Source organism: Microbacterium sp. DWRC1-3 (genome assembly GCF_049896645.1).
In the GTDB taxonomy this organism is placed as follows: Bacteria; Actinomycetota; Actinomycetes; order Actinomycetales; family Microbacteriaceae; genus Microbacterium; species Microbacterium maritypicum.
In genome coordinates this window covers 248,767-261,555 of the sequence record NZ_JAFCUS010000002.1, presented here as the reverse complement: position 1 = coordinate 261,555, position 12,789 = coordinate 248,767, and the positions used below count along the sequence as shown (strand labels likewise).

Here is a 12,789-nt window from a genome sequence, read left to right as displayed (position 1 = left end):
AGACCGAGCACCGGGTCAGCCGCAGGGCACGCGCCGTTCCGGATGCCCGGGTGGCACCGAGATCTTCACTGCACATCGGCGAACAGCCCCATGACCTCCGGGCCCATCTCGACTTGACTCAGCACGATGCGGAACGAGCCGTCGGGATCGATCCAGAAGTCGGTTCCCTGCCCACCCGACCAGCCGTAGCGACCGGAGTGCTCCCCCGCGGTCTGCACTGCGACGCCGAATCCCCACCCCGTGTCCTCCCAGAACCCGGGAAAGAAGCTGTCGTCCGTCTTCGTGCTCGACGACACCTGGTCTGAGCACATCAGCGCGAGCGATCCGGGGTCGAGGATCACCGTGCCGTCGTGCCGTCCTCCGGCCGCGAGCATCCCCGCGAACGCGGCATAGTCGGCGGCGGTCGAGACGAGCTCCGAGTGACTGAGGTCGAACGGAGCGGGCGCGAGGGAGAACCCTCCCGCGGCGGGCTCGATCTCGACCAGCTCCCCATCCTCGTGGCGATACGCGGCGGGCAGCCGGTGAGCCTTGTCGAGCGGCACCGTATACCCGGTGTCGACCATGCCGAGCGGATCGAAGAGGTCACGCTGCAGGTGCGCCTCCAGCGGCCCATCGACCACACGCGCGAGCAGAATTCCGAGGATGCCGAAGGAGTGGTGGTAGCGCCACCCGGTACCGGGTTCGAACGCCAGCGGGAGCGCGGCCAGCGCCTCCAGCCACTCCTGAGCCCCCATCGCGACCGGCTCCTGCCCCGCAGCCGTGCGGTTCGCGATCATCGCCTCCGCCAGCGGCGTGGGCACGACCTGCACGCCGTACCCCGAGGTGAGGGTGAGCAGGTGCCGCAGCGTGATCGGCGTCATGGCGAACCCGACCTCGTCGAGCGCGGCTTCCGGGGTGCGCAACACCCGGCGCCCGGCGAGCTCGGGCAGCCACCGCTCCACGGGATCGTCGAGCCGGAGGCGCCCTTCCTGGACGAGACGCAGCGCCGCCACCGCGAGGATCGGCTTGGTCATCGACTGGATGCGCACGATCGCATCCGCCCGAAGGTCGCCGGACGCGACGATCTCGACCCTCCCGCCCGGCATCCCCTGCACACCGACGATCCCTGGAGCGGTGCCCCGCGCGACGTGGTCATCGAGGATCTGCGGGAGCGAAGCCGTCATGCGGTCGATTCAACTCCGACGGCGGCACCGTGTCCACGCCCCGGGCGATCGACCAGGGACAGGAAGAGGCCCCGGATGTCGCATCCGGGGCCTCTTCTGCGTAGGTGACGTCAGCGCTTGCCGACGATCTGACGGCCGACGAGATCGCGCATGATCTCGTTCGTGCCGCCGTAGATGCGGTGCACGCGAGCATCGGTGAAGGCGCGGGCGATCGGGTACTCCATGATGTAGCCGTAACCGCCGTGCAGCTGCACGCCCATGTCGAGCACCTCCCACTCGCGCTCGGTAGCCCAGAACTTGACCTTCGCGGCATCCTCGGCGGTGAGCGTGCTGTTCTTGTAGGCGAGCAACGCGCGGTCGATGTACGCCCACATCGCGTCCGTGGTCGCGGCCATGTCGGCGAGCCGGAAGCGGGTGTTCTGGAAGTCGGCGATGCGCTCGCCGAACGCCTCGCGGTCCTTCGTGTAGGCGACGGTCCAGTCGAGGGCGGCCTGCGCGGCTGCGGCTGCGGCGACGCCGATCGAGAGACGCTCAAGCGGCAGGTTTAGCATCAGCTGGATGAACCCCTGACCCTCCTTGCCGCTGATGAGGTTCTCGTCAGGGACGAACACGTCGGTGAAGCTGAGCTCGGCCGTGTCCCAGCCGTGGAAGCCCATCTTGCTGAGCTTCTTGCCCTGGTCGAAGCCCTCCATGCCCTTCTCCACGAGCAGCAGGCTGAAGGCGTCGGGACGGTTGCCCTCACCGGTCTTGACGAAGGTCACGACGACGTCGGCCGTCGTACCGGAGGAGATGAACGTCTTCGCACCGTTGAGGATGTAGCCGCCGTCGACCTTCTTGGCGTTGGTCTTGATGCCACGCAGATCCGAACCCGCACCCGGGTCGGTCATGGCGAGCGCGCCGAGCACCTCGCCCGTGGCCATGCGGGGAAGCCACTTCTCCTTCTGCTCCTGCGTTCCCATGTGCACGAGGTAGGGCACGGCCAGGTCGTCCTGGATGCCGAAGGCACCGGCCAGCGAACCCGCGCCGGAGGCGATGACCTCCTCCATCACGATCGTGCGGAAGCGGTAGTCCTGCAGCATGCCGGCGCCACCGAACTCCTCCGGGACCGACAGGCCGATCAGACCCGCCTCTCCGGCGGCCAGCATCGTCGCCCGGTCGATCTCCCCCGCGGCGTCCCACCGCTCGATCGCCTCGTTGGTCACGTGGCGCTTGACGAAGTCCTTGACCAGGTCCCGGAATGCCTCGTGATCCTCGTCGTAGATGTCGCGTTCCATGCCGTCCTCCTGAACGTCTCATGCATCGTTGCTCCGGCGATTCTACGTCGCACAACCGGTCCAGGACAGGACGTTGTGAGAATGCATCCCATAAAACGTGACACTGGGTACCGCGGTTGTCGGATGCCGCAACCGTGGCGTTCCGCGCCGATTCAGTGCGCGTAGTCGGGGGCGGCCGGCAGCGCGAAGAACTCCTCGAGCGTGTGGAACCCACCCTCGTGATAGGCGGCGGCGAGGTCGACGCCGACATAGCGGAGGTGCCACGGCTCCGGCGCATACCCCGTGACCGGGGTGCCGACCTGCTCGTAGCGCACGATGAATCCGTACTCCCAGGCGTGCGCCGCGACCCAGTCGCTCTGCGCCGTGGCGCCGAAACCATCGAGGCCGCCGCAGCCCGTCCCGCACGCGACCACGTCGAGCGCGAGACCCGTCTGGTGCTCACTGTGTCCCGGACGCGCCGAGCCGGCATCCGCCTCGGCCTGGCCCTGCGATCGCACGTGCGAGCCGTAGGTCGTCACCTGCAGACCGTACGAGCGGTATCCGTTGTTCGCGCCGATCCGCCCGACACCGGCAGCGACCGCCGCATCCGCCATCTCGCCGACGGCAGCGGCCACGTCGGTGCGCACGCGCCCGGACGGCGTCGTCATCTGCAGCGGCACCGAGGCGAGGTCCGTCGGCTCGTACTCGGGCGGGTTCAGCGGCGACGACTTGTTCACCACGACCCACAGCCGCGCCGGATCACTGAGCGAGATGCAGGGAGCGTTGCCCGCGACGACGGCCTCGCGGAAGGCCGCGCCACCCCCGAACGCCGCGATCGTCGCCGCGTCATCGCCGTTCGCGATCGCCTGCTGCACCGAGGAGTCTGCGCAGGGGTCGGCCGCCGTGGTCGCGGCGACCTTGACCGGCGGGACCTGCATGACCGCGACCGGCACCGGCATCGAGTCGGCGCCGGAGGACGGCACCGGACCGGAACCGATCGACAACAGGACCCCGATCGCGGTCACAGCGACACCGATCGGCAATGCAGGTCCGCGGATCGGGGACCGCGGTGCCGCATGCTGAGGGTGCGGCAGGAAGGGCATTGATCCATCCTCTCATTCGAAGATAAGTTGCAGAGTCGCTTGCGTTAACATCGTCTTTCTGTTCGAATTGTCGAATGAGGTGGCAGGGACAGAAGCTCGGAGAGACGGATGCGGCGGCGCTGCCCGGCCTCGAAGACCGATCGAGCGTCCTGCGCTCCGTCACGACTCCCGAGTTCGCCGGGATGACGTTCCACGAGGTGCTGTCGAAGTCGGCGCTGAATCATGTGCCCGGCGCCTCGCGCATGCCCTTCGCCTGGACGATCAATCCCTATCGGGGGTGTTCGCATGCCTGCGTTTATTGCTTCGCCCGCGGAACCCACGAGTACCTCGACCTCGACGGCGGGGCCGACTTCGACTCGCAGATCGTCGTCAAGGTCAACGTGGTGGAGGTGCTCGAGAAGGAGCTGCGGCGCGGCAGTTGGGAGCACGAGACCGTCGCCCTCGGCACCAACACCGACCCGTACCAGCGGGCCGAGGGCAGGTACAAGCTCATGCCTGGCATCATCGAGACCCTCGCCGCGTCCGGCACCCCGATCTCGATCCTCACGAAGGGGACGCTGATCCGCCGGGACATCCCGCTGCTCGTGAAGGCCGCGAAGCGGGTGCCGATCGATGTGCAGATGTCGATCGCGATGTACGACGACGACCTGCAGAAGGCGATCGAGCCCGGGGCTCCGACGACTCAGGCGCGACTCGACACCGTGCGGGCGCTGGCGGATGCCGGGTTCCCGGTGACCGTGTTCCTCATGCCGATCATGCCGCACATGACCGACTCGCTCGCCGCGATCGACAGTGCCCTCGTGCGCATCAAGGAGGCCGGGGCGCGCGCCGTCATCTACGGAGCCCTGCACCTTCGTCCGGGAGTGAAGCCGTGGTTCTTCGAGTGGCTCGGCGAGGCGCGGCCCGACCTGGTGTCGTCTTACCGCGGGCTGTACCCGGGAGCGTCGGCCGAGGCCCCGAAGGGGTACCGACAGTGGCTCGCCAAGCGCACCCGTCCGTTGATCCGCATGCACGGCCTCGACGGCCGCCACGAAGACGACTACTCCCGCCGCGGGTTCCGCCCGGGGCAGGGCCACGTGCAGACGACGGTGTCGACCGCCGCGACGGTGCGCTTCACGCCCAGCGCACGATCCGAGGCGTCACCCGCGCAGCCGATGCTCTTCTGACCCGACGGTCAAGCGCGCATCCCGCAGCCGCGTAGGCTCGGGGATCATGGCGATCGGTTCCACAGTCCACACATTCGAGGTGCAGCTCGCTGACACCGATCGCGGCGTCTACGAGGACTACTCGCTGCGCGTGGCGCGGCATCCGTCCGAGACCGATGCCTACATGCTCACGCGTGTGCTGGCCTACGGGCTCGAGTTCGCCGAGGGCATCGCCTTCGGCGGCAGCATCTCCTCGACCGAGGAACCGGCTGTGCTCGTGCGCGACCTCACCGGCCTCATCGCCGCCTGGGTCGAGATCGGTGCGCCCGACGCCGAACGCCTGCACTACGGCAGCAGGCTCGCCGAGCGCACCGTGGTCTACACCCACCGCGACCCCGCCAAGGTGATGGCACCGTGGACGGACAAGCGCATCCACCGCCGCGAGGACATCCGCGTCTACAGCTTCGACCCCGGCTTCATCGACAGCGCGGCCGGGCTGATCGAGCGCCGCAACACCATGACCCTCACCGTGACCGAGAGCGTGATCTACCTCGACCTCAACGGCACGAACCTCACCTCCGCCGTGCACGTGCACGAGCTCTCCTGACCGCGCACACGCGAAAGGCCCCGCCCCGCGGAAGCGGGACAGGGCCTTCGGAGAGATGACTCAGGCGGTCAGGTCGGCCGCGGTCGGCACGCGACCGGCGATCTCCTCGATCACGTCGTCGTCGAGACGGGCGTTCTCGAACGGCGCGTCGATCTCGGCGCGGTCGAGCAGCTCGGTCATGCGACGCTGGCGCTGACGCGTGATCAGCGTGACGACACGGCCCGAACGACCCGCGCGACCGGTGCGACCCGAGCGGTGCAGGTACGTCTTGTACTCGTCCGGCGCATCGGCCTGGACGACCAGGTCGATGTCGTCGACGTGGATGCCGCGGGCGGCGACGTCGGTGGCGACGAGCACGTTCACGCGTCCAGAGGTCAGACGCTCCAGGTTGCGCGTGCGCTTGGCCTGGTTCAGATCGCCGTGCAGCGAGACGGCCGGGATGCCGGCGTCGTCGAACTGCTCGGCGAGCATGTCTGCATAGGCGCGGGTGCGGGCGAAGACCAGCGTCTTGCCATCGCGGTCGACGAGCGAGGTGAGGATGTCGGCCTTGTCGCGGTGCTCGATCACGAGCACGCGGTGCTCGATCGTGCTGGAGTCCTGGTCCTCTCCCGCGACCTCGTACACGGCCGGGTCGACGAGGAACTCGTCGACGAGAGCCGCGACCTCACGGTCGAGCGTGGCCGAGAACAGCAGCTTCTGGCTGCCGTCGGCGGTGTGACGCAGAATGCGCTGCACCGGCTCGACGAACCCGAGCTCGCACATGTGGTCGGCCTCGTCGAGCACCGCGATGCGGCAGTCCGAGAGGTCGAGCTTGCCCTGGTTGATGAGGTCCTCGACACGACCGGGGGTGCCGATCACGATGTCGACGCCCTTCTTGAGCGCGCCCACCTGGCGGCCCTGCGGCACACCACCGTAGATCTGCGTGGTGAACAGGCCGACACTGCGAGCGATCGGCTGGATCGTGCGGTCGATCTGCAGCGCGAGCTCGCGCGTCGGAGCGAGGATGATCGCACGCGGCGACCGTCCGAACTCACGGCGCTTGCCGGCCTGCGACTGCAGCACGCGCTCGACGAGCGGAGCACCGAAGGCGATGGTCTTGCCGGAGCCGGTGCGGCCGCGGGCGAGGACGTCACGCCCTGCGAGCACGGCCGGGATGCTGGCGGCCTGGATCGGGAACGGCGTGGCCGCACCCATACCGACGAGGGTCTCGACGATGTTCGATCCGAGTCCGAGGTCGCCGAAGGTCACACCATCGACCTCGACGGCCGCGACGGACTTCGCCTCGAGGCGCTCGTGCACGACGTCGTCGCCCGGTGCGAACTTCGCTCCGGTCGAGGCCGGACGGCTGGTGGCGTTCCAGTCGTTGCGGCTCGGACGCTCGTTGCGCGCCGGACGCCCCCGGGTGTCGGAGGTCAGCGGGCGCGGGCGCTCGGTGCGGTAGGCGCCGCCGGTCGACGGACGCGAACGCTCGTCGCGGCCACCCTCGTACGAACGCTGCGTGCGGTCGCGGTCGAAGGCACGGCGTGCGCGGTCGGCGTCGAAAGAGCGCTCAGGGCGCGCGGCGCCACGGTCGTTCGACCGGGTCCGGTCGCCGGCACGGTCGTCGCGACGCGGACGCTCGTCGCGGTCGAACCGCGGACGCTCGGCACCGCGGTCGTTGTCGAACCGGGGGCGATCTCCACCGCGGTCGTTGGCGAACCGGGGACGCTCGGCGCCACGTCGATCGTCGCGACCCGGACGCCCACCATCGCGGTGGTCGTTGTCGCGGAAGCCCTGACGCTGGGTGCCGGCACCGCGGTCGTCACGACGCGCGCGGTCATCGCGGTCGAACCGGGGGCGGTCGCCGCCACGCTCGTCGCGGTAGGTGCCGGGTCCGGTCGGACGCTGTCCGCCGCGATCGTCCCGCCGCGGGCGGTCGGCGAAGCGTCCGCCGGCGGTGGGCCGGTCGTTGAAGCGGGGGCGCTCGGAGCGCTCGTCGTTGCGGTGGTGCGGGGCCTCACGACGCCCGGACTCCGCGCGGTTGCGGATGCCGCGGGCCTCGTCGCGGCCGGCGCGCTCAGACGCACCCCAGCGCTGCTTGGGCGCACCCGACTCGGCTTCGGCCGGACGGTAGCCGCGGTGGCCGGCGCTGCGGCTGCCGGGGCGACGGTCGTAACCGCCTGCGGCAGGAGCGGTGCGGCGATCGCCGGCATCCGCTCGTCCACCGCGCTCATCGCGCGCACCGTCACGGGCGGGGCCGCCGTTGTGACGATCGTGGAAGGAGGTCTTCTTCGCGCCGTAGCGCGGCTCAAAGTTCGCGGACGGGCGTCCGCCGCGGGGCTTCTTGTTCTTCGGCATTGCGTGTCTTTCTGTGTTCTCGCACGAGAACAGCGCCGCGCGCACGCGCGAGCACCCTGCGCCTGGTCGAACTCGACCAGCGGGGTTCCGGACTGTCAGCGGCCGGGGCCATTCATGTGATGGTTGATTAGCGTCGAGCGACGCTCACCATCGGCCCCTGGACTCACACTTCACACACATAAAACGTCCGCGCCAACGCGCGGGTGTCCGAAGCCGACCGGTCAAGTGTAGCCGACGCGCCTGAGAGACTGCCGACCCGATGGTGGCCGTACGATGACGAGGTGAGTACCGCTTCCCCCACCGGCGCCCAGATCACCCTCCGACTCGGCGAGGCGGACGCGCAGATCGCTCAGGTCGGCGCATCCCTGCGTTCGCTGCGCATCGGCGGTGTCGACCTCGTGCCGCCGTACCCGTACGACCTGCCCACCCCGGCCTGCTCCGGCGTGGTCCTCACCCCCTGGCCGAACCGGGTGCGAGACGGGGAGTGGGACGACGAGGGCACCACGCGAAGGCTCGCGATCACGGAGCCGAAGCTGCGCAACGCGAGCCACGGCCTGCTGCGATTCACGGCCTACGAGGTGGCGCACACCGACAGCGAAGCCGTGCTGCGGGCGAACATCGTCCCCCAGACCGGGTACCCGTACCTGATCGAGACGACCGCGACGTACGCCCTCACCACCGACGGCATCGAGGTGACGCACACGCTCACCAACCGCTCGAGCACGCCGGCGCCGGTCGCCCTCGGCACGCATCCGTTCGTGACGATCGGCGACGTCGATCCGCACAACCTCGTGCTGCGGGTGCCCGCGGAGACGGCGTTCGAGACCGACGAGCGGATGCTCCCCACCGGCACCCGACCGGTCGGACCCGAGCTGCGCGAAGGTGTGCGCCTGGGGGATGTCACCCTCGACACCGGATTCACCGATCTCGCACGCGACCCCGACGGGCGCGTGCGCCACTCGCTCACCGCGCCGGACGGTCGTCGCGTCACGCTCTGGCAGGGCGAGGGCTTCGACTACGTGCAGGTGTACACGACGCCCGCCTATCCCGGGCAGAGCCTCGCGGTCGCGATCGAGCCGATGACCGCGCCCGCCGATGCGTTCAACAGCGGCCTCGGCATCCGTCGCCTCTCCCCCGACGAGACCTGGACCCTGCACTGGGGCATCACGCTGTCCTGAGCCCGGCCGTTTGCGCTGTGGGCGGCTCGTTGCGGGGCCGCAGCAGTGAGCACCTCCTCGACGATCACGGAGAAAGGCCCCGAATCACGCATCTGGATGCGGATCCGGGGCCTTTCTGCGGAGGTGATCACCACCCGAGCGCGGCTACTCCCCGCGCTCGCGCAGTTCGCGGCGGGTGAGCTGCGATGCGTGCGGCAGGCCGGAGGCGTCGATCAGCACCGGCTGCCCCGACGCCGCAGCGGCACCGGACGCATCAGGCCCGACCGGAGCATCCGGCGTCGGAGTCCCGCCGGCACCCGCTCCACCGGCCTTGCGAGCCGCACGCCGCTCCTTGGCGCCCTCGACGAGGTTGTAGAGCGTCGGCAGCACGATCAGCGTCAGCACGGTCGACGAGATCAGACCGCCGATCACGACGATCGCGAGCGGCTGCGAGATGAACCCGCCGTGCCCCGTGATGCCCAGAGCCATCGGGGTCAGGGCGAGGATCGTCGCGAGCGCGGTCATCAGGATCGGCCGCAGACGCTTCTCGCCTCCGGCCTTGACCGCCTCGATGGTCGACAGACCCTTCTCCCGATACTGGTTCACGAGGTCGACGAGCACGATCGCGTTCGTCACCACGATGCCGATGAGCATCAGCACACCGATCAGCGACGCGACGCCGAGCGGTACGCCCGTGAGGATCTGCAGCAGGATCGCACCCGTCGCCGCGAACGGCACCGACACGAGCAGCAGCAGCGGCTGACGCAACGACTTGAACGTCGCGACCATGACCACGTAGACGATCAGGATCGCCGCGAGCATGGCGAGGCCCAGCTGCGAGAACGAGTCGGCCTGCTGCGAGGCGACACCGCCGACCTCGGCGGAGGCTCCGTCGGGCAGGTCGACCGCCGCGAGCGCCTCGTTCACCGACTGCGTGGCGGTGGCGAGGTTGTCGGATGCCGGAGGCACGGTGATCGTCGCCGTCCGACGGCCCTGCTCGGTGGTGATCGAGGTGGGTCCGTTCTGCTGCTCGACGGTGGCGATGTCCTGCAGCTGCACGATGCCGGCGGGGGTCGGGATCGTGAGCGTCCTGAGCGCCTCGACCGTGGTCGGCGGGTTCGGGGTGACGATGTAGACCGTGAGGGCGGTGTCGTCGATCTCGACGGATCCCGCCTGCTGCGGGCGCATGGTGCCCGACACGATGCCTCCGACGGCGACCTCGGAGAGTCCGCGCTGTGCGGCGGCCTCCCGGTTGACCACGACGGCGATGTACGGCAGCGACGCGGCGAGGTTGTCGCTCACCTGGCCGACGCCGTCGCGCCCGTCGAGCTCTTCGACCAGCGTGGTCGTCGCGGTCTGGAGGTCGTCGGAGTTCGAGGCGCTGACCGTGATCTCGATGTCGCTCGATCCGAAGCCGGCCGATGCCGAGACGGCCACATCGCCCACGTCGTCGCCGAGTCCGTCGATCGCATCCTGCACGTCGGCGCGGAGCTTCTCCTGGTCGGCATCCGAGTCGGTCAGCACCGAGTATGTGACGCCCGCGCCGCCGGAGAAGGCATCGCTGAGCGCCGAGCCGCTGGTGCCGATCGAGGCCTGCACATGCTCGATGCCGTCGATGTCGAGGAGGGCATCCTCGACATCGACCGCGGCATCCGACTTCGCCTGCAGGCTCGCCGACGGGCCGAGGTCCTGCGTGATGGTCATGGTGTTCTGACCGGAGTCGCCGAGGAAGTTGACCTTCATCAGCGGCGCAGCGGCCAGGGTGGCGCCGAGCACGACGACCGCGAGGATCACGGTGATGCCGGAGTGCTTCAGCGTCCAACCCAGGATCGGGCGGTACTGCCGCTGCAGCCAGGTCGGCGGGGCGTCGGGGTGCTCGGGGTCGATCGCGTCGCCGTGCTCGTCGAGCAGCGGCTTGCCGGGCTTGAGGAACCAGTACGCGAGGACCGGCACGATCGTGAGTGCGACCAGGAGCGACGCGACCATCGCGATCGTCACGGTCATCGCGAACGGACGGAACAGCTCGCCGACCATGTCGCCGACGAAGACGATCGGCAGGAACACCGCGACCGTCGTGATGGTGGATGCGGTGATCGCCATGGCGACCTCGCGCACCGCGAGACGGATCGCATCGCCCTTGTCGGCATCGCCGACGTAGTGGCGTTTGATGTTCTCGATCACGACGATGGAGTCGTCGACCACTCGACCGATCGCGATCGTGAGCGCGCCGAGCGTGAGCACGTTCAGCGAGTAGCCGAACGCCTGCAACCCGATGAACGTGATGAGCACGCTGGTCGGGATCGAGATCGCGGTGACGAGCGTCGACCGGACCGACAGCAGGAACACGAGGATCACGAGCACAGCGAAGACCAGGCCGAGAAGACCCTCGGTGGCGAGCGTCTCGATCGACTGCACGATGAACGGCGCCTGGTCGAAGATCACCGTGAACTGGGCGTCGGGGAAGGCCTCGCCGATCGTGTCGAGCGCGGCGATCACACCGTTGGACACCTCGACCGTGTTCGCCGCGGGGAGCTTGGTGATCGAGATCGAGAGCGCGTCCTTGCCGTCCACGCGCGAGATGGAGGTCACGGGGTCGGACTCCTGCACGACCGACGCCACATCGCCGATGGTGGCATCGGTGCCGACCAGCGGAAGCGCGGCGATCTCCTCGACCGAGGTGATCTTCGCCCCGGTCTGGACGGTGAGCGTCTGCCCGTTCTCGGTGATGTCACCGCCGGGGAAGAGCGTGCCGTTCTGCTTCAGGGCATCGCTGATCGCCGTGGTGCTCGTGCCGACGGCGGCGAGCTGCGCGACGTCGGGGGTGATGCTGATGCGCTGCCCGACCCCGCCGACGATCTCTGCGGCGTTGACGCCGTCGACGTCTTCGAGTTCGGGGATCGCGACGGACTCGAGCTCGGCCTGGGCGTTCTCGGCATCCTCGAAACCCGTGACGGCGACCTGGATCACCGGGAAGTCGTCGATCGAGACCGAGAGCACCTGGGGGCTCACGTCCTCCGGCAGCTGCGAGGAGATGCGGTTGATCGCCTGCTGGATCTTCTGCTCGGCCGTGGCGAGGTTCGTGCCGTAGGCGAACATCGCCTGCACGATCGACGCGTTGGTGGTGCTGGTCGCCGTGGTCGATTCCAGACCGGGCACGCCCTGGATCGCCGCTTCGACCGGCGTGGACACGTCGTTCTCCACGACCTCGGGCGATGCGCCGGGGTAGGTCGTCATGACCACGAGCGCCGGCAGCTCGAGCGAGGGGATGAGCTCCTGCTTGAGGTTCGTGAGCGCGAGCCCGCCGAACACCGCCGCGACGATGGTGATGAGGGCGATGAGCGCGCGGTTCTTCAGGCTCAGGATGGCGAGTTTCGACAAGGCGGTTTCCTCGGTGTCAGGGGGTGGCTGTCGCTGCGGAAGGGGTGGAGACGGCGTCTCCGAGGATCCGCGCCAGTGCGGACTCGATGAAGGACTGGGCGAGGCGATCGTCGCGGATCTGCATGCTCCACATGACGCCGTCGATGAAGATCATCGCCGCTCTGGCGCGTTCTTCGCCGTAGGTCGGCGCGAGCAGTTCGACGAGGCGGTTCGACAGGTGTCGCGCGAGTTCACGAAGGCGAGGGTCGTGCACGGCTGCCGTGACCACGGCGCGGTCGGCCTGGACGGCGTGGTGGTCGTCCATGCTCTCGAACACGAGAGCGGCGATCACCTCGGGGCTGTCGCCGCGCTCGGCGAGGGTCTGCCGGACACCGTCGAGACGCGCGTCGACCTCTTCGGCGAGCGCGCGGAAGGCTGCGGACCTGAGGTCATCGAGGGTGTCGAAGTACTGGGTCGTCGCCCCGAGGGGCACCCCGGCGCGCGCGGCGACCATGCGGTGCGTGACGGCCTCTGCGCCCACCTCGACGATGAGCTCTGCGGCAGCGGTGACGATCTCGAGACGGCGCGCTTCAGGGTCACGTCGACGACGCGCACCATGCTTCATCCCGCCCCCTTGGACATCCGTACATGTACGTTTGTACATTTT

9 protein-coding genes are annotated in these 12,789 nt (G+C 69.1%); 3 read left to right on the top strand and 6 right to left on the bottom strand.

Features of this window, described 5'->3' with window-relative positions; all coding sequences use genetic code 11:
- Window positions 1-65 precede the first annotated feature (65 nt).
- The 3 genes from ACP699_RS13950 to ACP699_RS13940 all read right to left on the bottom strand — a co-directional run bounded on the left by ACP699_RS13950 (window position 66) and on the right by ACP699_RS13940 (window position 3,519).
- Window positions 66-1,163: a serine hydrolase domain-containing protein gene (locus ACP699_RS13950; RefSeq protein WP_426171878.1), complete on the bottom strand. Its 1,098-nt coding sequence runs from the start codon at window positions 1,161-1,163 to the stop codon at window positions 66-68.
- 110 nt (window positions 1,164-1,273) lie between these two features.
- Window positions 1,274-2,437: an acyl-CoA dehydrogenase family protein gene (locus ACP699_RS13945; protein ID WP_426171876.1), complete on the bottom strand. Its 1,164-nt coding sequence runs from the start codon at window positions 2,435-2,437 to the stop codon at window positions 1,274-1,276.
- Window positions 2,438-2,589: 152 nt separating this feature from the next.
- On the bottom strand, window positions 2,590-3,519 hold the full coding sequence (locus ACP699_RS13940) for a M15 family metallopeptidase (RefSeq protein ID WP_426171874.1): 930 nt from the start codon (window positions 3,517-3,519) through the stop codon (window positions 2,590-2,592).
- A gap of 74 nt (window positions 3,520-3,593) precedes the next feature.
- On the opposite strand from ACP699_RS13940, the gene ACP699_RS13935 reads away from it, so the two are divergent.
- Together ACP699_RS13935 and ACP699_RS13930 are read left to right on the top strand one after the other, a co-directional pair.
- The gene (locus ACP699_RS13935; protein WP_055869491.1) at window positions 3,594-4,685 is read left to right on the top strand and encodes an Rv2578c family radical SAM protein; all 1,092 of its coding nucleotides are present in this window, start codon (window positions 3,594-3,596) and stop codon (window positions 4,683-4,685) included.
- A 46-nt stretch (window positions 4,686-4,731) separates the two neighbouring features.
- Window positions 4,732-5,271 carry a YaeQ family protein gene (locus tag ACP699_RS13930; RefSeq protein WP_055869487.1) on the top strand — a complete coding sequence of 180 codons (540 nt, stop codon included), beginning with the start codon at window positions 4,732-4,734 and terminating at the stop codon, window positions 5,269-5,271.
- 60 nt (window positions 5,272-5,331) lie between these two features.
- Here the strand turns inward: ACP699_RS13930 and ACP699_RS13925 are convergent, their stop codons facing one another.
- Window positions 5,332-7,608, bottom strand: a complete 2,277-nt coding sequence (locus tag ACP699_RS13925) for a DEAD/DEAH box helicase (RefSeq protein ID WP_055869485.1) — start codon at window positions 7,606-7,608, stop codon at window positions 5,332-5,334.
- Window positions 7,609-7,889: 281 nt separating this feature from the next.
- Between ACP699_RS13925 and ACP699_RS13920 the strand changes: the two genes are divergently transcribed.
- Window positions 7,890-8,786, top strand: coding sequence for an aldose 1-epimerase family protein (locus tag ACP699_RS13920; RefSeq protein WP_426171871.1), 897 nt, complete (start codon window positions 7,890-7,892; stop codon window positions 8,784-8,786).
- A gap of 144 nt (window positions 8,787-8,930) precedes the next feature.
- On the opposite strand, the gene ACP699_RS13915 is transcribed toward ACP699_RS13920, so the two are convergent.
- A complete protein-coding gene (locus ACP699_RS13915; RefSeq protein WP_426171869.1) occupies window positions 8,931-12,143 on the bottom strand; it encodes an efflux RND transporter permease subunit in 3,213 nt (1,070 codons plus the stop codon).
- Between the two features lie 16 nt (window positions 12,144-12,159).
- Window positions 12,160-12,747, bottom strand: a complete 588-nt coding sequence (locus ACP699_RS13910; RefSeq protein WP_055869476.1) for a TetR/AcrR family transcriptional regulator — start codon at window positions 12,745-12,747, stop codon at window positions 12,160-12,162.
- Between the last annotated feature and the right edge of the window lie 42 nt (window positions 12,748-12,789).

Excerpts from the sequence above, each read along its gene's own strand:
- ACP699_RS13950 (WP_426171878.1), bottom strand. The coding sequence starts at position 1,163 with ATGACGGCTTCGCTCCCGCAGATCCTCGATGACCACGTCGCGCGGGGC.
- ACP699_RS13945 (WP_426171876.1), bottom strand. The coding sequence starts at position 2,437 with ATGGAACGCGACATCTACGACGAGGATCACGAGGCATTCCGGGACCTG.
- ACP699_RS13940 (WP_426171874.1), bottom strand. The coding sequence starts at position 3,519 with ATGCCCTTCCTGCCGCACCCTCAGCATGCGGCACCGCGGTCCCCGATC.
- ACP699_RS13935 (WP_055869491.1), top strand. The coding sequence starts at position 3,594 with ATGAGGTGGCAGGGACAGAAGCTCGGAGAGACGGATGCGGCGGCGCTG.
- ACP699_RS13930 (WP_055869487.1), top strand. The coding sequence starts at position 4,732 with ATGGCGATCGGTTCCACAGTCCACACATTCGAGGTGCAGCTCGCTGAC.
- ACP699_RS13925 (WP_055869485.1), bottom strand. The coding sequence starts at position 7,608 with ATGCCGAAGAACAAGAAGCCCCGCGGCGGACGCCCGTCCGCGAACTTT.
- ACP699_RS13910 (WP_055869476.1), bottom strand. The coding sequence starts at position 12,747 with ATGAAGCATGGTGCGCGTCGTCGACGTGACCCTGAAGCGCGCCGTCTC.